At 63.3% G+C, this 26,653-nt stretch carries 21 protein-coding genes and 2 pseudogenes; 5 read left to right on the top strand and 18 right to left on the bottom strand.

Annotated features, from left to right (window positions below; translation table 11 throughout):
* Nucleotides 1–55: 55 nt before the first annotated feature.
* From FXV83_RS35365 to FXV83_RS35330, 8 genes and pseudogenes are all read right to left on the bottom strand, one after another.
* Nucleotides 56–958: a terpene synthase family protein gene (locus FXV83_RS35365; protein WP_148744163.1), complete on the bottom strand. Its 903-nt coding sequence runs from the start codon at nt 956–958 to the stop codon at nt 56–58.
* On the bottom strand, nt 955–2,505 hold the full coding sequence (locus tag FXV83_RS35360) for a hypothetical protein (RefSeq protein ID WP_148744162.1): 1,551 nt from the start codon (nt 2,503–2,505) through the stop codon (nt 955–957). The genes FXV83_RS35365 and FXV83_RS35360 overlap by 4 nt, the downstream gene beginning before the upstream one ends.
* Nucleotides 2,506–2,813: 308 nt before the next feature.
* On the bottom strand, nt 2,814–3,821 hold the full coding sequence (locus tag FXV83_RS35350; RefSeq protein ID WP_187436391.1) for a polyprenyl synthetase family protein: 1,008 nt from the start codon (nt 3,819–3,821) through the stop codon (nt 2,814–2,816).
* A 145-nt stretch (nt 3,822–3,966) separates the two neighbouring features.
* Complete coding sequence (locus FXV83_RS35345) at nt 3,967–5,310, bottom strand: cytochrome P450 (RefSeq protein WP_148744161.1); 1,344 nt, start codon at nt 5,308–5,310, stop codon at nt 3,967–3,969.
* Entirely contained in the window at nt 5,310–6,155 is an 846-nt protein-coding gene (locus tag FXV83_RS35340; protein WP_347341092.1) for an SDR family oxidoreductase, read from the bottom strand. Before FXV83_RS35340 ends, FXV83_RS35345 begins: the two co-directional genes overlap by 1 nt.
* Nucleotides 6,142–6,449: pseudogene (locus FXV83_RS45540) on the bottom strand (ferredoxin). The gene FXV83_RS35340 and the pseudogene FXV83_RS45540 overlap by 14 nt, the downstream one beginning before the upstream one ends.
* Before the next feature lies 1 nt (nt 6,450).
* Nucleotides 6,451–7,740, bottom strand: a complete 1,290-nt coding sequence (locus FXV83_RS35335) for a cytochrome P450 (protein WP_148744159.1) — start codon at nt 7,738–7,740, stop codon at nt 6,451–6,453.
* A gap of 93 nt (nt 7,741–7,833) precedes the next feature.
* Nucleotides 7,834–9,036: a cytochrome P450 gene (locus FXV83_RS35330; RefSeq protein WP_148744158.1), complete on the bottom strand. Its 1,203-nt coding sequence runs from the start codon at nt 9,034–9,036 to the stop codon at nt 7,834–7,836.
* Between the two features lie 273 nt (nt 9,037–9,309).
* Between FXV83_RS35330 and FXV83_RS35325 the strand changes: the two genes are divergently transcribed.
* Both FXV83_RS35325 and FXV83_RS35320 read left to right on the top strand, forming a co-directional pair.
* Complete coding sequence (locus tag FXV83_RS35325) at nt 9,310–9,903, top strand: recombinase family protein (RefSeq protein WP_148744157.1); 594 nt, start codon at nt 9,310–9,312, stop codon at nt 9,901–9,903.
* A pseudogene (locus FXV83_RS35320) lies at nt 9,900–11,557 on the top strand (DUF4158 domain-containing protein); the annotation flags it as partial. The gene FXV83_RS35325 and the pseudogene FXV83_RS35320, both read left to right, overlap by 4 nt.
* Before the next feature lie 62 nt (nt 11,558–11,619).
* Here the strand turns inward: FXV83_RS35320 and FXV83_RS35315 are convergent.
* The 3 genes from FXV83_RS35315 to FXV83_RS35305 all read right to left on the bottom strand — a co-directional run bounded on the left by FXV83_RS35315 (nt 11,620) and on the right by FXV83_RS35305 (nt 16,115).
* The gene (locus FXV83_RS35315; protein ID WP_235940423.1) at nt 11,620–12,942 is read right to left on the bottom strand and encodes a M16 family metallopeptidase; all 1,323 of its coding nucleotides are present in this window, start codon (nt 12,940–12,942) and stop codon (nt 11,620–11,622) included.
* Nucleotides 12,943–12,992: 50 nt separating this feature from the next.
* Nucleotides 12,993–14,264, bottom strand: coding sequence for a M16 family metallopeptidase (locus FXV83_RS35310; protein ID WP_235940418.1), 1,272 nt, complete (start codon nt 14,262–14,264; stop codon nt 12,993–12,995).
* 1,626 nt (nt 14,265–15,890) lie between these two features.
* Nucleotides 15,891–16,115 carry a thioesterase domain-containing protein gene (locus tag FXV83_RS35305; RefSeq protein ID WP_187436390.1) on the bottom strand — a complete coding sequence of 75 codons (225 nt, stop codon included), beginning with the start codon at nt 16,113–16,115 and terminating at the stop codon, nt 15,891–15,893.
* 437 nt (nt 16,116–16,552) lie between these two features.
* On the opposite strand from FXV83_RS35305, the gene FXV83_RS35300 reads away from it, so the two are divergent.
* Complete coding sequence (locus tag FXV83_RS35300; RefSeq protein WP_235940417.1) at nt 16,553–17,479, top strand: radical SAM/SPASM domain-containing protein; 927 nt, start codon at nt 16,553–16,555, stop codon at nt 17,477–17,479.
* A gap of 120 nt (nt 17,480–17,599) precedes the next feature.
* Nucleotides 17,600–17,914: a quaternary ammonium compound efflux SMR transporter SugE gene (gene sugE / locus FXV83_RS35295; RefSeq protein WP_148744154.1), complete on the top strand. Its 315-nt coding sequence runs from the start codon at nt 17,600–17,602 to the stop codon at nt 17,912–17,914.
* Between the two features lie 1,874 nt (nt 17,915–19,788).
* Here sugE and FXV83_RS35290 read toward each other — a convergent pair.
* Genes FXV83_RS35290 through FXV83_RS35280 form a run of 3 tightly spaced genes read right to left on the bottom strand, consistent with a single transcriptional unit; the run spans nt 19,789 to nt 21,511 of the window.
* The gene (locus FXV83_RS35290) at nt 19,789–20,310 is read right to left on the bottom strand and encodes a thermonuclease family protein (RefSeq protein ID WP_148744153.1); all 522 of its coding nucleotides are present in this window, start codon (nt 20,308–20,310) and stop codon (nt 19,789–19,791) included.
* Complete coding sequence (locus tag FXV83_RS35285) at nt 20,298–20,786, bottom strand: SAM-dependent methyltransferase (RefSeq protein ID WP_148744152.1); 489 nt, start codon at nt 20,784–20,786, stop codon at nt 20,298–20,300. The genes FXV83_RS35290 and FXV83_RS35285 overlap by 13 nt, the downstream gene beginning before the upstream one ends.
* Nucleotides 20,768–21,511 carry an energy-coupling factor ABC transporter permease gene (locus tag FXV83_RS35280; RefSeq protein ID WP_148744151.1) on the bottom strand — a complete coding sequence of 248 codons (744 nt, stop codon included), beginning with the start codon at nt 21,509–21,511 and terminating at the stop codon, nt 20,768–20,770. The genes FXV83_RS35285 and FXV83_RS35280 overlap by 19 nt, the downstream gene beginning before the upstream one ends.
* Before the next feature lie 737 nt (nt 21,512–22,248).
* Here FXV83_RS35280 and FXV83_RS35275 point away from each other — a divergent pair.
* Nucleotides 22,249–23,088, top strand: a complete 840-nt coding sequence (locus FXV83_RS35275) for an RMD1 family protein (protein ID WP_430648968.1) — start codon at nt 22,249–22,251, stop codon at nt 23,086–23,088.
* A 53-nt stretch (nt 23,089–23,141) separates the two neighbouring features.
* Here FXV83_RS35275 and FXV83_RS43235 read toward each other — a convergent pair whose 3' ends face one another.
* From FXV83_RS43235 to FXV83_RS35260, 4 genes are all read right to left on the bottom strand, one after another.
* Complete coding sequence (locus FXV83_RS43235) at nt 23,142–23,312, bottom strand: hypothetical protein (protein WP_187436389.1); 171 nt, start codon at nt 23,310–23,312, stop codon at nt 23,142–23,144.
* Nucleotides 23,313–23,915: 603 nt separating this feature from the next.
* The gene (locus tag FXV83_RS35270) at nt 23,916–24,440 is read right to left on the bottom strand and encodes a hypothetical protein (protein WP_148744150.1); all 525 of its coding nucleotides are present in this window, start codon (nt 24,438–24,440) and stop codon (nt 23,916–23,918) included.
* A 566-nt stretch (nt 24,441–25,006) separates the two neighbouring features.
* Complete coding sequence (locus FXV83_RS35265) at nt 25,007–25,303, bottom strand: ferredoxin family protein (RefSeq protein WP_148744149.1); 297 nt, start codon at nt 25,301–25,303, stop codon at nt 25,007–25,009.
* 41 nt (nt 25,304–25,344) lie between these two features.
* Nucleotides 25,345–26,652 carry an FAD-binding protein gene (locus tag FXV83_RS35260; RefSeq protein ID WP_148744148.1) on the bottom strand — a complete coding sequence of 436 codons (1,308 nt, stop codon included), beginning with the start codon at nt 26,650–26,652 and terminating at the stop codon, nt 25,345–25,347.
* Nucleotide 26,653: the final 1 nt, after the last annotated feature.

Here is a 26,653-nt window from a genome sequence, read left to right as displayed (position 1 = left end):
ACGGCGTTGCGTTCGGATCGACGGCAGCGCGCGCACGCCGCCGCCTCCCGCGCGTTCAGGCTGGCGCACGCTGGCCTCCCCCCGCAGCGTCGCTGCGGTAGCGGCTGGTCGAGGTCTGGTAGTACTGCGCGCGGATGGCCGCCATGGCCTCGATCAACGGTCCCCACGGCGCGGGAAAGCGTTCTTCCGCCATCACCCGGTGCAGCATGCGCGTATGGCCAGCCAGCTCGTCGTTGAGGAACTCCATCACAGGCATAGCCGGATAGCGCTGCAGCAGCAGGATCGCCGCGTTGTCGGCCTCGTCGGCCGACCTGTCTTTGTCGCGTCCATGCAGATCGTTCTGCAGGCGCCCGATCGCGGAGATGAGCCGCAGGACTTGGCGAAACGCCGGACGCGCGCGCAAGGTCGCCATGTCCAGCCCCCACAGCAACGACAGGCAACAGAACACGTTCGCGTAGGCGATCGAATCGATGCCGTTGTGCAGGTACTCGGCGTAGGACCAGCGTTCCGCTCCTGCCGCCTGCGCGTGTCCGGCGCGCAGCGCCGCGCAGTAGCACCGGGTATCGTGGAGAAGCTGAGCATAGTCTCGACGATCGTAGGCGAGCGCGGCCAGCGAAGCGCGCAGCACAGCGCAGCCCTCGAATCCGGGGAGCGCGCACGGCACGCCCTGCCCTAGCGCCTGCTCCACCGCGGCGAGCTGCTCCGGCGCGATCAGGCCAAGGTCGTTGCAATCGTCGAGCCAGAACAGCAGCGCCAGTTCGCGATAGAACGCCACGATCAGCGTTTCTTCCTGCGGATCGCGGCCGGTGCGGGCGCTGGTGTCGCGCAGGCTCGGGTGGATGCGCTGCAGGATGTACTGGCCACCCCTGACCGCTTCCACGGCATGCTCGTCGGCGAACCCGGTCAGGGTACGCCCCCACTCCAGCACCTGCTGCAGCGCGCGTTCGGTCTGGATCATGGCGCCGCTCCTGCTCCCGCGGCCAGGACGCGCCGCCCCCAACGAAGCGCCAGCCACAACCCCGCGAGTTCCGCCACGCGCACGACCCGCGTGGGGCAATACAGTTCCTTGCCGATCCACAGCGGCGTCTGCGGCAATGCATGCGCCGCATGGCGGGCGAGCATCCACTCCAGCGCACGCGCCACCGCCTGCGTGATGCGCCGGCGCCCTGTCGGCTCTTCGCTCCCGTCCATCACGTGCAACGCGAACAGCGCATAGGCGGTTTCCTCGAATGTGGACGCGCGACCGGCGCCCCAGCCGCCGTCGTCGCGCTGCGCCTGCAGCAGCGCCGCCAGCGTGCGCTCGTCGCGCCACTGGGGCTTGCCTTGCGCCAGCGCAGCGACCGCATGCGCGGTGGGATACAGCCATGAAACGTGCCATTTTTCGTTGTCCCATAGACCGTGCGGGTTGCGATTGGCCTCGACGTAGGCGCTGGTGCCGGCGGCGGGCTTTCCCAACAGTCGCAACGCATGCAGGACATGGATGTTGGTCGACACCGAGGCATTGCGCTCGCCGGGGAAGGTGACGAACAGCTCGCCGATTTCGAAATGGCGCAACGCATCGACCGCCGGGTCGCGTCCTGCAAGGCGCAGGACGCACAACGCAACGGCGGTGTCGTCCGCATCGGCCGCGAAGTGCAAGGCCGGGCCCAGACCGCGCACGCCCAGGCGGGCGTCGAGCTGCGCGACGATCACGCGCACCGCCTCGGCGAGCGCGGGATGCGCGAACAGCCCGGCCAGATGCAGGGTGTACAGCGACCAGCATGGCTCGAACACATTGATCGGCCAGACGTTGGGAACGACACCTTCGATGCCGCTGCGCGTCGCACGCGATGCCGCCTGCAGATACGCGTCGGCGCGCCCGACCTGCGGCGTGCTCCCCTGTGTCACGGCGTGCGCACGCCACGCGGCGGTGGCCGCCGGACTAATGCCGATGCTGCCGTCGTCATCCGGGCATGCGGTGGTCGGCGACGTCCCCCAGGCTTCCCAGGAGTGCAGCAACGGATGGCCGCTCGGCAACGTCGCCACCGCCCCCAGCTTGACCAGGCACGCTTGCCGCAACGGCAACAGCGCCGGGTGCCGCGGAAACGCCACGCCGCCCAGCAAGGATGCGGCCTCGCCGCAAAACTGCGGCAGGATCAGCTCCGCGCCGATCGGCGCGTCTTCCGGCACCGCATGCGCGTAGGGATCGGGCTGGCGCTCGAGGAACCGGATTGCAGCCTGGATTGCGTCGGCAGCGCCGGGAAGAGAATCGGCACGCTGCAATGCCAGCAACGCCGCCCACGTGGGCGCATGGCGGAACAGCGGGAAGTCCGCGCTTCCCCATCCGCCATCAGCCTGTTGCTGCGCGATGAGCCACGCGTATGCGTCCTGCCGACCGGTGACGTTGCCGTGGAACTGCAGAGCTCGCGCCGTGTCGTAGACGGACGGACCGACGCTGCCGCCGTCGCTCATCACGCTCAGCAGGTGGCGCAATTCGGAAAGGATCTGTTCGGACAGCGCGTTCACGCGGGATGTTCCTTCTGCAGACCGTTGACGAGAACCAGGATCGGGCAGACGCCGCGCACGTCGCCGCAGGCCCGTCGCGGCCCGGCGCATGGGCAGCGCCGGACGGCCGCCCTGCTCCGGCGCGGCGACGCGCCCCCATGCTGGCGCCGGTCCGCCGCATAGGGTTGCGCGCAGCGCGCCGCGTGCGCCGCGCCCGTGCTGGGCAACCGCTGCGATCGGCGCCGCGGACTCGGACACAGTGCAGGCATGCACCGCTGCCGCCGGCCGATCGCAGCGGCACAGGGGCGACTCCATGCGGACGGGCGCGCTCATGCGCATGGCGCGTGCTTGAACAGATACGCGTTGGCCCGCTGCAGCATCTGCGCCAACCGTTCCGCACGCGGCCCCAGCGGGGCGATGGCCTCCCCGGCGTCGCGCAACAGACCCAACGCGAACTGGCGCGCTGCCTGCAGCCCCATGATCGACGCGCAGGTCGGCTTCTGCGCCGCCGCGTCCTTGCGGGGGGTCTTGCCCAGCGTCGCGCTATCCGCTGTCGCGTCGAGAATGTCGTCGACCACCTGCAACGCCAGGCCGAAATAGGCGCTGTAGCGATCGAGCGCACAGTACAGCGCAGCGTGCGCGGCATCCTCCGCGATGGCGCATAGCGCGCCCATGCGAACGGACGCGCGCACTAGCGCTCCGCTCTTCATCCGGTGCATCGCCACGATCCTGTCCAGCTCGACGTGCTTTCCAACCAGCGACAGATCCATGGCCTGCCCGCCTGCGGCACCCTCGGCGGACACCGCCTGCGCCAGTTCGCGCACGAGCGCGATGCGGTTGTCGCCCGGCGCATCCAGGCTCGCCAGGGTCAGGAAGGCGTGCGCCTGCAGCGCATCGCCGACCAGGATCGCAGTCGCTTCGCCGAACTTGACGTGCACGCTCGGAAGGCCGCGGCGAAGCACGTCGTCGTCCATCGCGGGCAGGTCGTCGTGGACCAGGGTACAGGCGTGCATCATCTCGATGGCGGCGCCGACGTCGTCGAGCATGTGCGCCGGCGTGTCGGCCAGTGCGCCGGCAGCCAGACAGAGCAAGGCGCGGGTGCGCTTCCCGCCATGCAAGGTGGCGTAGCGCATCGCCGCCATCAGCTCGGTCTCACCGTCGTCTTCGGCGCAGAGAAGACGCGCCAGCGCCTGTTCGACCCGCTTTGCGCCGTCCTGCATCCAGATCTCCGGCAGCAGCCCGCCGGATGCGCCGCGCGCCTGCGCGCCCAATCCGCCGAGCGCGGAAACGCCAGTTCGGCCGTCGTGTAGCGTGGAACCGGTCTGCATGTTGTTCATGTCCTTGTACCTGACAGGAGACGGCCACGGCGAGCGGCGAGCCGCCGCGGTGGTGCCGGCGTCGCACCGAGCGCGCGTGCCGAGTGCAGCAATGCCGAGCGTCGCAGGCGCCGCTGCCTCGCCACACGGGGCATGCGATGCCAGCTCATGAGAATCCGATGCGGAGTGTCATGGACGGATGTGCGGTCGGGTAATAGCGCCGGCCTTTTTCGACGCCGCTCAGCAAACGCGGCCGCACCCCGGCCTTGTGCATGGTCAGCGCCAAGGCGATGCAGAACTGCACCAGTTCCAGCCATACCAGGTGGTAGCCGATGCAGACGTGTGGGCCGGTACCAAACTGCAGCATGTCCACCGGCCGGATTGGCTCCGTACGTTGCAGCCACCGCGCCAGGCGGAACTGATCAGGCGCCTCGTGCAGCAGCGCCGAGGTCGAGAAATGCAGCAGCGGGATGCACAGATGGGTGCCCGCGGGAATGCGCCGTTGGCCGAGTTGCAATTCCTGCAGCGCGCGACGCGGCAGGAGCGTGGTCGCTGGATGCACGCGCAGCGTCTCGCGGAACAGCGCCTCGGCGACGGGACACTGCGCCAAGTCCGCGTGCCGGGTCGGCACCGCGCCCACGCGTTGCGCCTCCTCGACCAGGGCGTCCCACAGCACAGGCTGCCGCGCCAGCTCGATCACCATCCAGGCCATCGTCGAGGCGGTGGTGTCGTGACCGCCAAGCAGCAGCAAGCGGATATTGGCGACCAGGACGTCATCGGAGTGCGCATCGTCACTGCGATCGAAGGCGCCCACCATGTCCTTGATCAACCCGGTGCGCGCGGCATGCGCGCGCGCGTCGCGGACGAACTGGCGCAACTGCGCGTCGATCCAGTCGCGGGCGGCACGGCCGCGCCGAAAGGGCAGTCCGGGCAGGTCGACTCGGGGCGCGACGATCAACTGCAGCAGTTGCCGGTACTTGCGATGCCATCCCGGCAGGTCCTGCGCGGGGATTCCCATGAGGCTGAAGATGAGCTTGAGCATCAGGTCGCCGGTTTCGCGCAGGATGGTTACGTCGCCGCGGTCGCGCCACGCCTGCACCCGCGCCCGGATGACGGGCGCGAACAGGTCGCCGATGCCGGCCTGGGTCAGCCCCTTGGGCAGGAACGCCGCCTTGATCGCATCGCGCGCCTGCCGGTGCGCGCCGCCGTCCTGGGCGACCAACGTTCCGCCAAGCAACTCGGGCGCCATCTCTTCCATCAGCGCCGAGGACACGTCCTTGTGCCGGAGCAGTGCGAACGCATCCGGATCCACGCAGGTCATCAGGTGTCCGGCAGGGCCGAAATCCAGCCAGAAGTGGCTGCCCAGCGTCCGTTCCGCGCGCCGCAGCAGGCGCGGCAGGTCGCAGACGATGGCGGGAAGATGCCCGACCAGGGGGAAAGCGCCGGGCACGACCGGGATGTCGTGCCGCAGCCGGTTCCGACGGTCCAGCGGGTTGAGCAGCATGTCCATCAGCAGCGCGGCGCCGCGGCCGCTTCGGCGGTGTCGCCGGCAGGCCGCGCGGCGCGGCTGTTGCCACCGTCGGCGTACGTCGGCACATGCGCCAGCATGCCGCCGTCGATGCACACGACCTGGCCGGTGATGAACGCAGCATCGTCGGAGAGCAGAAACGCCACCAGCGCGGCCACGTCCTCGGGGCGGCCGACGCGCGGCAGGAGCTGGTGCCGGCGCAGATGCCGTTGCATGCACTCGTCCAGCTTGGCGAGGAGACGCTTGGTCATGACGAGACCCGGCGCCACCGCGTTGCAGCGGATCTGCGCATGACCGTACTGGGTGGCGAGCGAGGCCGACAGCATGTTCATCGCCGCCTTCGACGCGGCGTAGGACGTCTGCGCGGTATCACCGCTGAGCCCCTGGCACGACGACATGTTGACGATCGCGCCACCGCCGCGGGCGATCATCCGTGGGATGGCCTGCCGGCAGCAGAGCAGCGTGCCGCGCAGATTGGTCGCCATGGTCTGATCCCAGACCGCCAGGTCCAGGTCGAGGATCGCGCGGTCGCGCGGGGTCAGATGCATGGCGCTCGCGTTGTTCACCAGCAGGTCGACCCCGCCGAAGTGCCGCTCCGCCGTCTCGAACAGCGCTGCCACCGCCTGCGCATCGGCGATGTCCATGGCCAGGGCCAGCGCGTGGCCCGCTTCGGCCGCGATCTGCGTGGTACAGGCGATGGCCGCCGAGCGATCAATGTCGGCCACCACCACTCTGCCGCCCTCGCGCGCGATGGCGAGGGCGCATGCCTTGCCGATGCCGGCGCCGGCGCCGGTCACCACGGCCACCTTGCCTTCAAACCGTCCCATCGTGTCCTCGTGTTTGCGTTGGTCTTTCGCGGCATGCCGCTCGGCCTCTGCCGGAGAAGGCGCAGGGTCGGCGCTGGCGCGCTCGTCATCGCCAGCGTCGCTTTCGATGACCCGAATGGCGGCGACCGGGCACTGGCTGGCCGCGAGCCGCACGGCGGCGTGCAGCGCCTGCGGGACCGTCGCCACGCACACTTCGGCCACGCCGTCCGGTTCGCGCTGGCGAAAGGTGCCCGGCAGCGTCAGCACGCACTGCCCGGTGGTTCCGCACAGATCCTGGTCGACCACGACGCGCATCTCAGCCCCCTTGCACATGCAGCCGCACCGGCAGCGCGCGGAACGTCCTAAGGAACGCGGAGGGCTCCCGGCTCGGCTGCTCGGCCAATGCCAGCGTGGGGAAGCGCGCCTGGATCCGCGGCAGGCTCTCGGCCAACTGGATCCGGGCCAGTTGCGCACCGGGGCAGAAGTGGATGCCGTGGCCGAAACTCAGCATGATCTTCCCGTCGGTCGACATGCCAGGATTGGTGCCGTAGAACCGCGCGGGATCGAAGCGGTCGGGATCGGCGAAGGCGTCCGGGTCGCGATTACCGGCCGCGATCAGCACGCGCACGTCCGCGTTCTTCGGGATCACCACGCCGCCCAGTTCGATGTCGCGCTGGGTGATACGCGGAGTGGCGCTGAACAGGACGGGCGCGTCGCAGCGCAGGACTTCTTCGACGAATGCCTTCACCCCCGCAGCGTCTCCCTGCAGCCAGTGCCGCTGTTCGGGATACGCCAGCATCGCCAGGACCGCATGGTCGATGGTCGCAGCAGTGGTGGTGAAGCCGCCCAGCAGCATGCCCCACAGCATGCCGATCAACTCCGCATCCGACAGCGTGTCGGCATCGTCGTCGTGTGCGCCGACCAGCATCGACACGATGTCGTGGCGGGGATCGGTGCGCTTGCGCTGTATGAGGTCGCCGAAGTAGACCTGCACCCTGGCGCTGCCCGCGTCCGCCGCCGCGAGCTGGGGATCGCTGGCGTGCGGGCTCAGGCCTTCCACAATGGCGCCGATGCCGGCGGCGAGCCCGAACATGTCGTCCTGGGGCAGGCCGAACAGTTCGGCGAAGACCAGCATGGGCAAGGCCAGCGCGAATTCCCGATGCAGGTCCACCGCCTCCCCGCGCTCCAGCGCGGGCGCCATGCCGTCCAGACGCGCTGCGACGATGCGCGCGATGCTCGGCTGCAGGTTGTCGATCTGGCGCATGGTGAAATCGCGAGAGATCAGCCGGCGCAGACGCGTATGCGTCGGTGGGTCCTTCATCGCTATCGTGGACGCCATCAGATTGAGTGACAGGCTGGTCGCCGCACGCGGGAAGTAGCGCGCCAGTTCGCCCGGCGCAGGTCCCCGAAACGCATCGCCCGTGGCCTTGAGTGCCCAGTAGATGTCGGCGTGGCGGCTCAACAGAAAGAGGCCCGAGGCCGCGCGATGCACCGGATCGTGCTCGCGCAACCACCGCATGAACGGATACGGGTCGTGGATACACGCTGGCGACGCCAGTTCGGCGAAGGCGTCCCGGCATGCTGCCGTGGTTTCTTGCACGTCCATCTTGGCTACCTATTGGCTAGCTGATCTGACCGGCGCGCGCCAGGCGCCAGCAAATTTGCGGAGAAGATCGCGATTCCCGGCGGCGTCCGCGCATCACCAGAGCACCGGGAGCTCCTCGAACCCGCCAGTGATGATCTCCTTGCGCAACTTCAGTTCTTCGGGCGCCACGGCCAGGCGCAGCGCGGGAAAGCGCTGGAAGATCGAACCGAACACCACCTTGAGTTCCAGCCTGGCCAGCGCCAAGCCGATGCAGTAGTGCGGCCCGTAGGAGAACGCCAGGTGCGGCTTTTCATCGCGTCCGATGTCGAAGATTTCCGGGTCTTTGAAATGGCGCGGATCGAACGACGTCGCCGGCAGGCCGACCAGCACCTTGCTCTCCGCCGGAATATGCATGCCCGCGATGGTCACGTCGGTCCTCGGATAGCGCATAATGCCGTCCCACCCCGCGCCCGGCGGGTACATGCGCAGAATTTCCTCCACCGCCTTGTCCACCAAGGATGGATCGCCGACCAGGCGTTCGCGCTGTTGCGGATGGCGGAACATGGCCAGCAGGCCGAATTCGAGCTGCGCGACGGTGCTCTCGTGCCCCGCCACCAGCATGCCCGCCGCCAGGCCGATCGCCTGTTCCTCGGTTGCCTTGCCCTGGTCGACCGCCGCGAGCAGATCCGTCAGCAGGTTGTCGCCCGGATCCTGGCGCTTGTCCCGCATCTTGCCGCGAATGTAGGCGCGCAGTTCTTCCCAGGCCAGGCGCGACGCGCTGCGCGGGCCGCTTTCATGCTGGTGCGTCATCACCTCGTCGGACAGCCCGGCGAAAAAGGCGTGATCCTCGTAGAGCACGCCCATTAGCGCGCTGATGACCATGGCCGGAAGTGGAAAGGAGAGGTGGCGCCGCAGGTCGGCGGGCTGGGGCTGGGCCGCCAGCGTCTCGAACAACTGCGCGGCGATCGCCTCGACCTGCTGGGCGAGCAGCTTCACCCTGCGGTCGCTGAAGGCAGGCGCCACGATCGTGCGTAACCGGACATGCTCGCCCCCCTCGTGCGAGACCAGCCACCCCGGCGAACCGAGCATCACCGAATCCGGGGTGAATGCCGCTGGCGGCATTCCCGCGGGCCGGAACGCCGCGTCGGACAGCACCGCCTTGGCCTCGTCGTAGCCTGTCACCCACCAGCCTTCGTGCCCGGATGGGAAGCGCACGCGGTGGATCGGACCGTTGGCGCGTAGCGCCAACATCTCGGGCGAGGGCTCGATGTGATCGACGCGCCACATCGGCAGCGTCGGCAAGGGTTGTTCGGACATGGTGGCACTTCACTCTCTAAGCGATGGAAGGGCGGAAGGTGACCGGCAGGCGCCGCGGGCAGCGGCTTCACGTGCGCTTGCGTTCATTTCTGTTCGTCGATGATGATCGGCGGAGAAGGCGGCCGGACCCTAGGGCCTCAAGTTGGCTTTAGTCAGCTACCGAATCTTGTAGTAGCCCCCCTAAGCTAAACGCCTGATGGCGCAAAAAATATGCAACAAACTCTGTCGCCACGCGCTGCCATACGGAAACCTATTTCCGATGGGTATCCGCCTATGTTGGTTGGCTACATGCGCGTGTCGTCGGACTCCGACCGCCAGAGCACGGACTTGCAGCGCGATGCGCTGCTCGCCGCCAGCGTTGATCCGCCTCACCTGTTCGAGGATCACGCCTCGGGCGCGAAGGATGACCGCTCCGGCTTGGCGCGAGCGCTCGAATTCGTCCGGCCCGGCGACGTGCTGGTCGTGCGGAAACTCGACCGGCTCGGCCGCTCGCTGTCGCACCTGCTCGCCATCGTGACCTCGCTCAAGGACAATCGGGTGGCGTTCCGCTCGCTGACCGAGAACCTGGACACCACGACGCCCTCCGGCGAATTCCTGTTCCAGGTGTTCGGCACGCTCGCGCAGCATGAGCGCGCTTTGATCCAGGAGCGTGTCGTGGCCGGCCTGGCCGCCGCACGGAAACGCGGCCGGATCGGCGGCCGGCCGCAGGCGATCACCGGCGAGAAGCTGGACGCCATCATCGCCGCGCTGGACGGCGGCATGTCCAAAACGGCGGTATGTCGCAACTTCGGTGGCAAGCGAACCACGCTGATCGAGACCCTGGCATGGGTTGGCTGGATGCGCTCCCGTGGAGCGTCATCGCGATGACGACCAAGAGCGAACGCTTGACCGTCCTATCGGGCGCCGAGCAGGAAGCCTGTACGGCCTGCCGGATTTCGACGACACCCAGCGGCTGGAATACCTGGCCTTGACCGAAACCGAACCGGCGCTTGCCAGCCGCCGCCCCAGCCTCACCGCTCGGTTTACTGCATCTTGCAGATCGGCTATTTCAAGGCCAAGCACGCCTTCTTTCGCTTTGACTGGAACGAGGTCGAGGACGATTGCGCCTTCGTGCTGAGCCGCTATTTCCACGGCGATGCGTTCAAGCGCAAGCTGATCCCAACCACGAACACTACACCGAGCGCGAGCGTATCGCTGCGCTGTTCTGCTACCGGCCGTGGGCGGCCGACTTCCTGCCGCAGCTCGCGCAGCAAGCCGCGCAAATCGTTCGGCGCGACGTGACGCCAGGATTCGTCGCCACCGAGTTGATTGGCTGGCTCAATGAGCACAAAACCATCCGGCCCGGCTACACCACCCTGCAAGAGCTGGTCGGCGAAGCCCTGTCCGCCGAGCGTCGGCGGCTGGGCGGTCTGCTGGGAAATGCTGGACGAATAGGCCAAGGCCGCGCTGAGTCACCTCTTGGTGCGCGACGACACCCTGTCTCAACTGGCGGCACTCAGGCAGGACGCCAAGGATTTTGGCTGGCGGCAGATGGCTCGCGAGCGCCAGAAGCGCGCCACGCTGGAGCCGCTGCACGGGATCGCCAAGGCGTTGCTGCCCAAGCTCGGCGTCTCGCAGCAAAACCTTCTGTACTACGCGAGCCTGGCGAACTTCTACACCATCCACGACCTGCGCAATCTGAAGGCCGATCAGACCCACCTCTATCTGCTGTGCTATGCCTGGGTGCGCTATCGGCAGCTCTCTGACAATCTGGTCGATGCGATGGCCTATCATATGAAGCACTTGGAAGACGAGAGCAGTGCGGGTGCAAAGCAATCCTTTGTCGCGGAGCAGGTGCGCCGTCAGCAAGACACGCCACAGGTCGGTCGCCTGCTGTCGCTTTGCATCGACGACAGCGTGCCAATCCCATGCCGTTCGGCGATGTACGCCAGCGCGCCTACAAGATCATGCCCCGCGACACGCTGCAAACCACGGCACTGCGTATGAGCGTGAAGCCGGTGAGCAAACTGGCTTTGCATTGGCAGGCGGTGGACGGCCTGGCCGAGCGTATCCGTCGGCATCTTCGACCGCTGTACGTCGATCTCGCCGGCACCGACCCGGACAGCTCGTGGCGCTGGCCTGGGCCAAAGGTGTGTTCACCAAACAGCAGCGTCTATCGCAACGGCCACTGGCCGAATGTCCAGCAGCCACGGTGCCGAAACGCTTGCGGCCGTACCTGCTGACCTTCGACGCTGATGGCAAGCCAACGGGCCTGCATGCCGACCGCTACGAGTTCTGGCTGTACCACCAAGTCAGGAAGCGCTTCCAGTCCGGTGAACTCTACCTCGACGACAGCCTGCAATACCGTCATTTCTCCGACGAGCTGGTTTCGGTGGACGAGAAGGCCGACGCGCTGGCACAGATGGACACCCCCTTGCTGCGGCAGCCGGTCGATGCCCAGCTCGATGCGCTGGCGGCCGAGCTGCAAGCGCAATGGCCGGTCTTCAACCGTGAGCTGAAACAGGGCAAGCTGATACACCTAGCCAAGCGGGGGACACGGCAGAGCCAGGCTCGCGGCTACGCCGCCCCGAGCTACTTGAAAAGTTAATTGGGGGGCGCCGGCTTCGCGGCCGATGGCGCGGTGGTCGACTCGGCTGCTGCCGGTGGAGAGCGGCCCACCATGACACTGAGCAAGCCCTGCCCCCACAGCCGCTGCGCGGCCTTCTCGGCGTCCCCCAGCGTCACGGCATCGACAAGGACGTTGAGCTTCTCGATATAGTCGATCGGCAGCTCGTCTAACTGATATTGCAACAACGCGAGGGCGAGCTTTGACGACGTATCGAGCGTCAGCATCTGCGACCCCTTCAGATACGACTTGGCCTCATCCAGCTCTTTCTGGGTCGGGCCCTCCTCGGCGATGCGGCGGATTTCCTTTTCGATCACGTCGAGCGTTTGGCCGGCACGGTCGGTGCGGGTGCCGCTACCACCGACAAACACCGCGGAGTGCTCCATCCAGAGCAGCGATTCATGGACCGAATAGGCCAGCCCGCGTTTCTCCCGGACCTCGTGGAAAAGTCGCGACCACAGCCCGCCGCCGAGGATATGGTTGACGACGTACCCCGCCATGAAATCCGGATCATTGCGGCGGATGCCGGGACCGCCGAACCACAGGATGGTCTGCGGCACATCGAGTGGAATAAAGGCGCGCTGCGGCGGCTTTGCCGCTAGCACATCAGGAACGGGCCTAAGGTTAGCTTTGGCGGGCAAGCCTCCAAACGTCTTGTCGAGCAGTTTGCCGAGCGTATCGGCGTCAATATCGCCGACGACCGCAATCCGCAGCGTATCCTTGGCGATCACGTGGCCGACATAGTCCCTCAGGTCGGCGACATCGATTCTTGGCACGCTATCCAGCGTCCCCCTCGATTGCCGGCCATAGGGATGGCTGCCGAACGCGATTTCGAGGAACTTTCGTTCGGCGAGCGCGCTCGGGTTGGTCCTTTCGCGGCGCAGCCCCGAGAGCACCTGGGCACGAATCCGCTCGACGTCGCTGGCCTCGAAATGCGGCGCGGTCAGCGCCATGCGCAGGAGGTCGTAGGCCTCCTCCTTGTTGCCTTTCAGCATGCGCAGCGAGCCGCGGAAATAATTCCGGTTCGAGGAGAAGCTGAGTTCGATGGCGCGGCGATCGAGACGCTCGTGAAAGGTTTTGGAATCGAGGTCGGCGGAGCCTTCGTCGAGTAGATCGGCGACCAGATTGCCCACGCCGGGCTTGTCGGCCGGGTCTTGAGCCGCGCCGCCACCGAAGGCATATTCCATCGCGATCAGGGGAACGGTGGCGTCCTGAACGAACCAGGCCTCGATGCCGCCGGTGGAGACCAGCCGCTGGATCTTGGCGGCGGCCTGAGACGGCGCCGAAGATAACATCATCATCGCGACGCAGACGCTGCCGATCAGCGCCGCGCGGCACGTTAAGCGGTAGATCACGAGCGCTTCTCCTCGCCTTTCGGCGCGGCATCCTTGATCAGGTAGCCGGTCACCGAGCGTTTCTTGTCGAGCCATTTTTGTGCGGCTTCGCTGACCTGCGCGGCGGTGACCGCGCGAATGCGGTCCGGCCAGCTTCTGATATCGTCGATGCTCAGCCCCGTGGTGAGCGCGCCGCCATACCGGCCCGCCAGCCTTTGCTGGTTGTCCTGGGCGTAGATCGCTTGCGCGATCAACTGCGTCTTGACGCGTTCGAGGTCTTCGCCGCGGGCCGGCTTTTGCGCGATTTCGGCGATCACGCCATCGATTACGGGTTCGATCTGCGAGAATTCCACGCCGGGTTTCGGCGTCACTGAGATGGAGAACTGCGAAGCATCGAGCGCGATGCCGGTGTAGCCGGCGCGGGCAGAGATCGCGAGCGGGCGGTCGATCACCAATGCCCGATACAGATAGGATTTGGAGCCGCCACCCATCAGTCGCGCGAGGACGTCGAGCGCCGGGCTTTCGCCGGCGATCGCTGTGGCTGCGGAAGGCACGAGATAATAACGGCGCAACCCGGGCTGCTCGACCCGCGGATCCGACAGCGTCACGGTGCGCGGCGCCGCCGGGATCGGTTCTTGCGGACGCATGCGTTTGGCGGGGATCGCCGGCTGCGCAGGGATATCAGCGAAATTCTTCTCGACCAGAAGACGGACTTCATTGGCGTCAACGTCACCGGCGATGACCAGGATCGCGTTGTTTGGCGCGTAGAAGCGCTTGTAGAAGGCGAGCGCATCCTCGCGATCGAGTTTCGCGATCTCCTGGCGCCAGCCGATCACGGGCCGGCCGTAGGGGTGGTTGAGGTAGAGCGCGGCCATGATCTGCTCGGTCAACCGTGCATCCGGATTGTTGGCGACCCGCATGTTGAATTCTTCCAGCACGACGTCGCGCTCGGGCAGCACGTTGTCGTCCTTCAGGATCAGGCCGGTCATGCGGTCGGCTTCGAACTCCATCATCCGCGCGAGCTGCTCGCGCGGCACGCGCTGGAAATAGGCGGTGTAATCGAGGGAGGTGAAGGCGTTTTCGTCGCCGCCGATCCGCCGCACGGTCTGCGAGAATTCGCCGGCCGGATGGTTGGCCGTTCCCTTGAACATCAGGTGTTCGAGGAAATGCGCAAGTCCCGATTTGCCCGGCTTCTCGTCGGCGGAGCCGACCTTGTACCAGATCATCTCCGTCACCACCGGCGTGCGGTGATCGACAATCACCACGACTTGCAGGCCGTTCTGAAGCATGAAGCTCGCTGGTCGTTCCCAGGTGGGGGTGATTTGGGCAAGAACGCTCCTGTTCACAGGAACGCCCCGGGAGCTAGGATCCCGGCTATTTTCCGTTTTGTATTCGACCGCCGCGGTACGCGTCATCAAGGCCAGGGCAAAAGTAGCTGTGCCTAGCACCTTGATTGTCAGGGACCTGGAATTCTTCATGTCATGGCCTTTGGTCACATAGAGATCCACGTTCTGCAGCGGACATCCCGACAAAGCAGGTGAGCCGCACGCCGTTGGGCAAACAGCGGAGCAATAGTCGGGCCAATCGCCTGACGCTTCTGCGCACGGGCCGCTGCGCGGCCAACTGGACGCAAGCGACGCGCAAGGCGTGTCTCTTTCCTCCCGAAAGCCGACCCGCACTTGCTTGTTGTCCGCCAACATGTTGCGAACACGACATTGCACACGAACCCGCACGACAATTCGCCGCCTCGCGCTGGCCTAAATCCTGCGGAGCCACATGCCGCATCGAGGGCGGTTGTCTCACTTTTCTGAGCACCCCTACACGACTTCGTTTCCGAAGGGCTGGAACGGCTCGTCGAGGGGAGCCGCACCAACGCTACTAGGAAAGGACTGCCATGCCTCTTTACGTGCATGGCTTTCTCGCGCGTCAGGACACGAGCCCCAGCAGGTCGAGAAACTGACGACCTAGCTGAGGGGATCATCGAGCAGCTCGGCGGCGACACCACAAGAGAATTGGAGCGTGCGCACCAGCTTAATAATCGGAGTTTCGATGAATTCTCTTCGGGTCCAAGCCGCGCCAGCCGGGCGTGCTTTAGACGGGGGAGCGGCCCTGTCCAACGGCGATCCGCATCAGAGGTCGCCAGGATCATTGCTATCGCTCTTGATCACATGCGTTAGAAGGACTGCTGTCGTGGGCCGGAGCGCAAAGTGTTGATCCGGGCGTCGTCCTGGAAGCGCAACAGAAGGGACATGCTAGACGGCCCTCGAACCCTCGGGAGAGCATTGACGAGGCGGCCGTTGCTCCTCCTCGATTGACATTTCGAGTCGCGGTTGGAGTCGCCAGTTGTATTTTTCATTCGAGATGCGAACCATTCACGTCTGGCCTGGCTATATGCACGCAGTGCTCGCGACCCAGCGGCGGCATAGCCCTCGAGGTGGGCGACGGCCGCCTTTGAATCATAGAGCGCGCCTCGAACCATGCAGGCGGAGCTCATCCGGCGACCTCGAACTATCATGTGCGATAGGGGAAAAGGAGGCCCTTCAACGACGCTCTCGAAAGCAGCGCGCCATGAACTTGGTTCGCTAGTGGATTCCCGAGTGTAATGGACGCAGAGCGCCGAAACCCCTATTAGGTACGTATAGTTTGCCAGCGTGAATATGGCGAATGAACACTTGGAAGATTTTCTGAAGCGCCGGTACAGCGATCTTCCATGCACTAAAAGCAGCGCTCGCGAGCGTAGCGAAGTCTCCCAGCTGAATTTCCGTGGTTGCACCGTGTTCAGGCAACAACCCTCCCTCGTCGACAAGGAATGCAAGGAATTTAGCCGATTCCTGGTGCAAGGTGGAAGCGTCCCTAGCTCCGACGGATGGGCACTATCGATCATTGCCACTAATCGACCCTCACGTTTGCAGAGATTAGTATCCCAGCAACACCCGGGCGAGCACACCGCCAAAAGACCATCCGGCGAGCGTACAAGCCATTTCCGGCAGCACGGAAACAATAGCCCGAGCATAGACTTTGGCGATCTCGTCAATCGAATCCACCTTCAGGAGTTCGTCACCGAGTAGCGTTTTCAGCTGTTGACATTCACGATGCTGCATGAAGGCGCGATGAAGATTTGCATTCTCGACTGCGGTCAACGGCGCTCGCAATCGGAACTTCGGGACCGATGCCGACACACGTCGATCATGGTGACATGGCGCTTCGGACGGCAGCAACGCCGCCATGTTGCATAAGAAAGCTGCCATTCAACTCATTTTCAAGAGAGCTTGAATCGTACGTAACGTCATATTGTACGTTTTGATCGCGTAGAGTTGCGCCTCGGTTGCGTAATTACGACGACATTTATGCGGACGTGTCGACTTATGGACAGTACTGCCATTGGCATGAGTGATGCTTGTTGGAATAAACGAGACCTAGACCAACCTCATCGATGCATGTCCACTCCGGCAGCTGCCCGATTCTGCTGGACTGGCGCTAAGGGCAAGAGCCGTGGCGCTTTCTTCATCTATCGGGGCCGCGCTTCGTGCCGTGTCGCGCTGATGGACGAATCGAGAATGATGCAAGAGCGGACCGTATGAGGGATGCAAATCGACAGTCCGGCCTCAAGAGCTCTTTCTTCGAAACGCGGAGCGCGGAAGTGGATAATATAGAAGCGATGACTCTACAGGAGCTGCGCTCTGCAATCACTGGCGGCAGGGTCCTGGAGATAACTACGACAACGGGCTGTGTCGTCGGATGCTCTTATTGCCCGCAGGACAAGTTTGCCAAACGGCAAAGAGCGATACCCGACGTGAAGCATCTTTCTCTCCAAGATTTTAAGCGATGTCTGGCGCGCGTACCAGCAGCTGTCGACATCAGCTTTTCCGGGCATTCGGAGCCTTGGCTCAATCCGGCTTGCACCGAAATGGTTGAGCATGCCTACGCGTGTGGCCATGGAATCCGGGTTTTCACAACCCTCGTAGGAATGAACGGGCGGGATCTAAGATGCTTGCGTGCGTTCCAGTTCCGCGTTTTCCTGGTGCATGTTTTTGATGACGGCACGCACATGGATAGTGGTCTCGTCAGGCGCAACTATGTCGATTTGATGCGCCAACTTGTCGATGCCGACATTTCATCACTGCTCTTCATAGTCATGGGTGACGTTCATCCCGAACTTGTCGACATAATTCCTGAGGAAGCGCTGGTCCGCTCGCGTCCGCCGCGCAGCAGGGCTGGCAGCGGCGAGCTTAAGATGGTTGAAGCGCGACAGCCAATCGTTGGAGCACTGACATGTCCTGACGAACGGCAATATCGCAATGTTCTTCTCCCAAACGGCGATGTTACTTTCTGCTGCATGGATTTTGAGCGACGACATGTTTTGGGCAACCTTCTCCGCGACAGGTACAAGGATCTCTTCGAAGGGGCGACTTTTTGCAAGATTGCCAGTCGCATGAACGGAGCGGACGGCTTTCTGCTTTGTCGATCGTGTGAATTCGCCGAACCACTGAGGTCGGAATGCTGATGTTTGGGAGCAGTTGACCATTGACTGATCGAAGCGAATCGCGAGCCCCGGCGAGGACGGCCTTGCAGCTCATCATCACATCAGCCGCGGGGACGACCCTGCCATGAACGGAGGGTCGCCATGGCCTGGAGCATTTTGTTGGTCGCCGGCCTCCTGGAAGTCGCCTGGGCAATCGGCCTCAAATACACCGAGGGCTTTACCAAGCTCGTTCCGTCCGTGCTCACGCTCGCGGCCATGGCCGGCAGCGTGATCCTGCTCGGCCTTGCTCTGAAGACGCTGCCCATTGGAACTGCCTATGCAGTCTGGACCGGCATCGGTGCGGTCGGCACCGCAGCACTCGGCATCATCCTGTTCGGAGAGCCGGCCGCAGCGTTTCGCTTTGCCAGTATCGGACTGATCGTCGCCGGCATTGTCGGGCTGAAGCTCGTGTCCTGACGAAAACATCCAAGGCGTTGACCCCCACCAGGTCAGCGCCGCAACGATCGCCGAGACCGGCGCCGTGATTGTCCAGGCATAGACAATTGAGCTGGCCGCGTTCCAGCGCGCCGCCGACGGGCGCGGCGTCGACAATCGTAATAGTGTGGCCGAGGAAAGTCGCCTCCAATGCAGGCCCTCTAGGCCGTGAGCTGTTGGCCGCGACCCTCAGTGTCGCAATGCGAAAGCCCATGCTGCGGGCGATACGCCCGCCGCCCATCGGCGTTCCCACGGCGATCGTGTCTGGCACGATCGCACCACCCAGAACAACGCGAGCAATTCTCTGCCGAGTTCGCCAATGCGAATAGAACAGTAATGGACGCCAGCTATGCCGCTGGTGCTCTGGGCGGCCGAGCAAGAAAGTCGCCTGCCGGAGTCATACGATGCCTGATCTCCGGAGCAGCAGGGGAGAAGATGCATAACAGAGCGATATGATCGGCAGATCGTGTTCGTTTGCTCCGCACTGCTTCCGGCTATCCCGCGTCGGCACGATCAGGGACGGCCGACCAGTTCGTTCAACTCTTTGGACTCGGATCAGTCAGGTGATCTTGCGGTCTCTGACTCAGCTCCGCGCCTCGAGTTCCCGGTGCGAACTTGTTTGTGTGGTTGTAAAGAAGCTGGAGCACCAAATCTCTTTCGCAGGAGTTCACAGCAGTGATCAACCAGCGGTGTCGGCGCGTCATGACATTCGTGTTCGACCTCAGACCCGCGGCTTGTTTGAACGATCACCGCTCTTGTCGCATAGAGGACACCGGCCATCGAAACACGCCGGGAGCTTGCGTCGCGCTCGTCGGCACAGAGTCCGCACACCACGAGAGCGTGGGAGCGACGCTGCGACTTCAGCAGATCACGATTCATTGTGGAAGCCGCGCACGTGGTGTTCGGGAGGTAATATGCGATTGACGTTCTTGTTCGCTTGTTCGGTCCGCCGCAGCAGTTGCGCTCATCGCGTGCGGTGTTGCTTATTCGGCGGATCTCGAGCCAGTGGTCAGCGAGCAACCGCACGAACAGCTGCATTGCCTTCTGTGGCATTGTTGTGATCGGCGCCTGCAAGGCAGGTCCACACGTCTTGGTCACCGAAACCGCACGTGTGGTGTTAGGCTTCTTACCCGCCCGGCCAAACGCTGGCCTATGTCGGAGCAGCCGTGACTTGAAAGGCAATCGCGGCCGATATCGCCAATAGCAGCGAAGTCCGGGAAGGAGCTTATGCGGCCTTCCCGCGGCAAAGGCCGCAATTCGACTACCGTCGTTTCGATGGGAGCCTCGCAGCCGTCGTTGAGCAAGCGCTCACACCTGCTTGGTCCGTCGGATTTGAGTGCGAGTATATGAGTTTTGGCAGGACGGCATCTGGGAATCAAGCTGCGAGCTCTGGCATGTCAAAACCTGAAAGCTAGCGTCTCATGGAGTGGAGGTGAGCTGCATCCCAACCCGCATTGGTGTTGCCTACCTTGCCCTGCGGTGCCTTGAACGCCACTGGCCTTCTTTCTTTTCGCTCAACCTCTACACGGCGGAATCTGATTGTTGTTCAGTGCCACGCCCTCGTCTTGCTTAGGCCTCGGAGAGCCCGTCATTCTTCTGAGGCGAATGCGGCCTCTCTCGAACTCAAAAGGCGGCGCCTTGGCAGGACCGCGAGTCCATGGTTTCCAAAAAACCGCGCCAAGAATGATCGGGCTCTGCGGAGCTCGCGATTCTCTGTTCTTGCGACGTTCGCGCTTACGAGAGTTCAAGATCCGCGGCAGTGGTAAGCTTGCCTCACTCCGATCGACGCCAGCTCGCCCGTGACTGTCACCTCACGCGGAGCCGATTACCGCATGTTCTGCTGTGGGCAACACCCGTCAAGGATGTGCATTCGCGTCGTCCGAACAGCTTGCTGGTTGACCGCCTAGCCGAATGCACGCTCGATACAACCAAGGTACGGCAAAGCTGCCCGCCCATAAGCCCAGTCCGGCACGATCGGCCGCACGTTGCGCCGCGTGGTATGGTCCCGTGGAAGATTGCGTCCAATCGAGCGCGAGACCGTTGCGCACCAACCACTCTCCGAGATCTATGCCATCGGCTGAACAGGTCGCCACCGTCCGTCCACACTCATCCTGCAGCACTGACAGGCACCTGACCTCGCGCTCTGCAATGAAGCCTTCAAGATCGCTCGCGGCATTGAGGCCACATCGATATAGATTGCTCTTGATATCTCGGCACATTTGACTGTTGTCCGGCGCCTCGATGCCCCAGAGCCGAACGCGAGTCCCGTGAACTTCAAGGGTGTCGGTGTTGATGACCTGTGCTCGCCCTGTCAACTCGCCGGCCAGCACGATGCTGCACAGTACGAGCATGGTCAACATCACGATCAATCCAGGCATGGCGATCTTCTTTGTCGAACTGCGAACATTCCGGCCAAGTGCAGCAGAGCATGGGAAACCGCCGAACAGCGCTCCATCGCAGCTGTGCTTAGGAGGGTTCTAATGTTCCAATGGTAAGCTCGTTCGACGGATGAATCCCCCTGGATCAGCAGCGCAAGACGCCGCTCGCGTCCCACCTCGCCCGCGATGCTCTGCGACCAGGCTGCTGCGCTGACCGCATCCAGCCATTGCGCCACATCATTGCGGCAGTCCGCCTCGGCTGCATCGCGCACCAGCAGGTCGAACTCCGTAGTGCGCGTCCACTGTTTAGTGAGCAAGCCGGAGCAGACGGCCGGCCGCAAGTCGGCGAGATATGATTTCCTGGTCGCCTTGTGCGGAAGAAGCATAAGCTCGGTCGCCTTGCTGCCACCGATAGCAGCGAGCGCGCGCCGCCCGGGATCGCTGCAGCCGGTTGCTATCAGAGAAAGCGTATGCATCGCTTGAGCAAAACGGGAGCCCCGACGGCCATCGTTGTTATCAACGGCAACATGCCTTCTACATGCGGTTGGCGACAACTCCGCCCGCAATCACGCCGCCCAATTTGTTTCGCGAGCGCCAGCACAGCCAGATCACCCTCCAGTTGGACAAGGGCCACAAGTGCGTAGGAAACGGCGAACCATGCGATGTGATAGAGGTTGGCGGCGCCGAAGCCCGCACCATCGAGCGCCCAAAACGCGACGCAGACAACGATACCAGACTGATACGCAGTCGAGAGGGCAAGCGCCTTACTGTACTGCAGATTGCGATAGGCGGTGTTGGATGGAATGAGCCGCTTGGCGAGCGCCTGGATCGCAAACAGCGGCACCAGAAGCGTCGTGACATTCATACCATATTGCGGCAGGTCGGCCGAAACAAAGAGGATGCTTGGCAGCAAGAGGCCGACCGCAAGAGCAAAGGCAGCTGGCCCCGGCCCGAACAACAGGAACAGCGTGGAGCCGGGGACGAAGCGCACCTCGGAGACCCCGACCGCAAAGTGCGGCAGGATCTCGAGGAACGTGAACACAAGCGCAGTCGCGGCGATGGCTTGCATGGCGAATGACAGGACGCCCCGCTCGCGCATGGTCTCGACCACAAGGTTGGCGGCGACGCAGCCCGCCGCAAGGCCTGTCGCGTAGCTCAATACGAGCTTGGCGCCTGCTACTGTTCCCGGTTCAATATGCATGGCCGCAAGTCCTGCCTGTCGTTCTACTCGGGGTCTTAGCTCAAGAATGCCGGGCCGTCTTGTGGCTAACAGTTGGAAACGGCCCTTCACCTTCACCACCGTCGGTCCACCGATCACCGTCCTGTTTTCGCCATTCGGGCTGGGTGTGTACTCAGCACCTCCGCTCGGCCTTTGCGACATTTCGATAGCAACAGCTATGCCAGCGCCGCTACCGCGATTAAGTCTCTGATTGCGCTTTGAAAAGTTCCGCGGCGCGCAACATTCGCCGTGTTCTGTAGCTGACATGCTCGGGATGAAATCGAACACACATGGCGCCGCCGTCTTTGCTCAACCTGTGCCGTTTCGAACAATCATTCTCGCTCCCCCATTGAATCGGAAATCCTGAGGCCGCTGGCGCGAAAGATACCGGTTCGGCATCAATCTTGCTCGACTTCGTTCGAGGACGGCGCATGCCGCGCAGCCAAATGTTTGGCGGCGGGATCGTCGAATTGGAAGACCTCTCGTTCTCTTCGTGAGCTTGCGGGGTTGTTCGATTGCCTTGCGACAAGCACGCACGAGTGTGGGAATGGCGACGACCCATCCGAACTGTGGAGCCGGCATTTGCCGGATTACAGCATCATCTCTCAGCGACGTGCCCGGCAAATTCCGCTGCACCGTCTGCGACGAAGTTCTGAACGTGTTTGATGGTCCCGCGCGAACGCCTCTCGCGTCTAAGTGGCGCCAAACCGGATGCTAAAGTGAACCTGGATCAACTTACGCCTGGTAAGCCTGCCGTGTCCGGAAAGACGGCGACCGGCTCGATGCTGCGCATTCGCGCAGTCATGCTAGGCGATCGTATCAACCCGTCGGCTCTCGAAATCGGAACGCTGGTGTCCTCGACGCCGGTCGCTTTCCGCATTCATGCGGGCCTTGTCGTGATCTTCCGCTATGGCGTTGTGGTGCTCATCGGGTTGTCGCCCTCGGAGGAAAACGCTCTGATCGAAACCTTGAAATCTCGGGTCATCGGTGAATTCAACTCCTACGAGGAGGAGAGCGCGCAAGCGCAGCTCTGCAACGACCAGGGCGCCGACGTCATTCTGCCGGGCGGGCGGATTTGTCTCAGCAAGTTTACCGACGACCGGCTGCTGCTGATCGCCGATACGCTCGCCAAGAGCACGGCGCTGGAGCGAGACGAGCGCCGTGTCGCCGCGGTGTTCGACGTAATCGAACCGTTTGCACGCGAACTCGCCGAGCGCGGCCGGACGCCGCGGGGCCGCACGAGCATTCTCCAATTGATCGGCAATGCGCTCCTGGTCCAGCAGCGCGTAGCGGGCCGCGTCGCCATTGCCGAAAAGCCCGACGCACTCTGGGACAAGCCGGAGCTCGAGCGGCTCTATTCGCGTCTGAAAGACGATTACGAACTAAAGGAGCGTCTTGAGATGCTCGAGCGCAAGCTGTCGGCCATCTCCGGAACGGCCAACGCGCTGACGGACATCATGGACACACGGCGCTCGCTACGTCTTGAGTGGGTTATAGTCCTGCTGATCGCGATGGAAGTTGCGATCGAATGCTTTCAGATAATAACAGCAGCTCATTGAAGTGCGGCTGGCCGCAGCACGCAAGGCTCCTTCGTGGTCTTTGAGCGGGCTTACTAACCGATCAGGCCGGCATTGGCGTGCGACGCGCTGTTCGGCAGCACGCGGGTTTCGGCCACGCCTTCGCCGTGCTCGTGCACGCGAGCTTCGGCGAAATCCCGGTGCGGCTCGCGAACGGAGCGAACAGGCGAGGCGACTTCCGGCGCGTTTCCCTGGATATCGAGCAAGGATAAGGCGTGTCTAGCAGATGCGCGGCGGATCGTTCATCTCGACGATCCTGCCCCCGAGAAGGCCCTTTTGCCCAGTTTGCCGCGGACCGCCACTGAGCTTGTCTGCTATTGCCGAGTGGCTCGCGGAGTACTTGCCAGGCCTTCCCCCGCCGTCCGCCAGCGCGCAACCAGCGACTACCGGAACACGGACGGTCGATTTCACCAGAGCGCGTAGCTGAGGTGAGCGACCGCCTTTCGCCGCTTTGGCGCATCGCCGCGGCTCGGACGACATGTCCTGCAGTGATTTCCCTTGCTTGGCTGTTAGCGAACGGTTCCATGGTCCGCCAGCGCAGCGCACCGCGCGCTGCAACTGAACATGAAAGCTCAGAACTGCGGATCTCGTGCTCGACGCGAAGGTCCCGAGCTTGACGTGGCCGGGGACTGCGACCGAGCGCGCATAGCGGCTCCGCGTCAGCGATCAACGCTAAACGGATGACAAAGGAACTGCGCAGCGAATTCGACGCGGTTTTGACCTCGCAAGCAGGCGCCTAGATTTGCTGTCGTCCCGTTTCCTGTGGACGTTCCATCTGCAGGGACTGTCCCTCAAGGCGGCCTGGACACTCACGCGCCCTCGGCAGCTCCTCTCAAATCCGCTTCCGAACCGATACCGGCATGGCGATCCTTCGCTGCCTCGTTCAGGAGCCCGGCGAGCCTGAGGCCTTCAAGGACTCCTTCGAGCCGGTGTTCGCGAATGATTGCGGCGAGCAGCGAAACGGCCTCCTCCCGATGGACGGTGAAGCAGACGTGAGGCGCTCGCTGAACCAACAGGTCCAGCAAGGTCGGAAGGTCAGCAACGTGGTGGCGTAAAGTCGAGACCACATCATTGGCGAGATAGCTCGCCAAATCCGCCTTCGCCGGCGGATCAAAGTCCAGGTCGACCTCGGCGCGCTTCTCAATCGCCTGGCGTATCAACTCGCGCTGCCGTCTTGCGTTCATCGAGAGCATGAACACCGCATCCGCGAGCTTCTCGCGCGGCAAACTTCTCAGTTCGGCTATGCGGGCCTGGATGTCGTCGACAGAACTCTCACGGCGTGCCTCTGCTCGCCGCGCGTTAGCGGCTGCCCTGCTCTTTTGAACTCGAACCATCGTCATTGCTCTCCGGCCGACGATATATCGCGGCGATACCGGCAAATGAAAGTGCAAACTTGTGTGCTGCATGCGCGCAGCCCGCCTGGCGAACCCGGAACCGGCGGCCGCGCGACGGAGTTAGAAAGCGCTAGTTTCGTGATTCGCTCGTGCTTTTCTAGTCTACAAGGCGCCCGATCGCATGTTGTCGGTCGGTGGCTACGGCCGCGCGAAGTCCTGCTTCCAGCATTCGTTGGTAGGTGATAGGCAGGGTCGCGAGACGGTGGCAGCAGGCGGATCGCCGCGAACCTTCCAAGGAGGACGAAACCGGCCAGTTGGGGAAGAAAACCAGGATCCTCGATCCAGATCCGAGATGGACGACCTAATCTCACGAATGCGTTGCACGCTTGTTTCGGATCCGCTCGTTTTGGCTATCTACGGGCATATTATAGCGGACACTGCAAGCTGCGCTTCCACCATGCAAGGGCCCGCCCGGTAGATGCAAAGATGGGGACCCCGATTGAATGTGCCCGGGTGAAATCTCGAGTTCGCGCCTGCCTGCCATGGCCAGACCCTCACCCGAACTTTTAACCAAACTTGAATAGCACACCGAAACCGCCGCGTGGGTAGCTCCACTCGATATCACCACTTTCTGCGCAGATCACCCGGCAGGTGCCGCACTCCATACACCCGTCGACTGTCACCTCAACATGACCTTTATCGTTGAGCTCGTAGCACCGTGCTGGACAAGCCTTCAGCATCGACAAGAGCCGCGACGATGGCGTGGTGTGCGGCCGCACCTTGATATGGGCGCGGCCGGAATCAACAAGATAACGGTTGTAGAATAGTTTGTCCTCGACACGTTGGGATGGCTCGCTCGGCATTGTTTGTGGCTCCGTCGTTCGTCGTTGTCTTTGCTTTGTGATCAGCGCCAGGCTCGGGCAATGCGGAGGGCATCGCTGAACAATCCACTCCACGAGCGCGCTTTGATGAACGAGTTGAGCATCAGCTTCTCTCTCTCGAGCTTTGGTGTGCCGTCGACGCGCACGTAATCCTGCATCGCCTTGGAGAAGAGCTGCGGATATGTGAGAAAGAAGTTCTGCGAGTGGGTATGCAAGAGTGCCGGCATATCCTTATACTTCTTCAGGTCCTTGATCACGAAGGAATCATTCAGAAGCTTCTTGTAAAGTGAAAGGTTTTTGGCCGTCATCGGATCTTTTCGCGATTTGATAAGGCAGATCGCTTCCGCGGCGATACGCCCCGACGTCATCGCAAGATTGGACCCCTCGCGATGGATAGCGTTGTTGAGCTGGGCGGCGTCTCCGACAACGACCCAGCCCTCACCACAAAGCTGCGGGATGGCCTTGTACCCACCTTCGGGGATCAAGTGCGCGGAATATTCCTTTACTTCCGAACCCTCGATGAGCGGCGCGACGGAGGGGTGACGCTTGAAGCCCTCGAGCAGGCCGTAAGGCGTCTCGCCGGTACGCTGGAAGTCGGCAACAAGACAGCCAATACCGAGCGAGATGCATTCCTTGTTGGAATAGATGAAGCCCATACCGGTCATTCCGCGGGAGATGGTTCCGGCGGCTTCGATGACGAGCCCCTCGTCGCCTTTGAGATTGAAGCGAGCATCGATTGTCTCGCGCGACAGGAAATGCATCTCCTTGACCGCGAGTGCCACCTTATCCGGTTCCGGCCGCCCTCTTAAGCCCGCCCGCGTCCCGAGCACTCCGTTCACCCCCTCGGCCAACACGACCACATCTGCATGGATTTCGCCCCCATTGCGGTCTGTGCGCACCCCAACGACCCTCCCATGGGAATCCTGGAGGAGCTCGGTCACCGTGGTCTCGCACAGCACCGTAGCGCCCGCCTCGCGGACCTTCTCCGAGAACCATTTATCGAACTGGGCGCGGATGATGGTGTAGCGGTTCGGCTTCTCCTCGTTGAAATCATCGGAGCGATAGTGAAGCCCCGTGTGCGAACACTCGTCCACGATCCAGAAGCGTTGCTCGACCAGATGTCGCTCAAGCGGTGCATCTTCTCGGAAATTAGGGATCAGCTTCTCCAGCATATCGGCATAAAGGATGGCGCCTTGCACGTTCTTCGACCCCGAATACTCGCCGCGCTCCAGCTGCAGCACTTTCAGGCCCCGCTCGGCCATGGTAAGCGCCGCCGCATTCCCGCCCATGCCAGCACCGACGACGATCGCGTCGAATCTTTCCTCGATCATA

This window comes from Bradyrhizobium hipponense (assembly GCF_008123965.1).
Classification (GTDB): Bacteria; Pseudomonadota; Alphaproteobacteria; order Rhizobiales; family Xanthobacteraceae; genus Bradyrhizobium; species Bradyrhizobium hipponense.
This window is presented reverse-complemented; position numbering and strand designations above follow the sequence as displayed.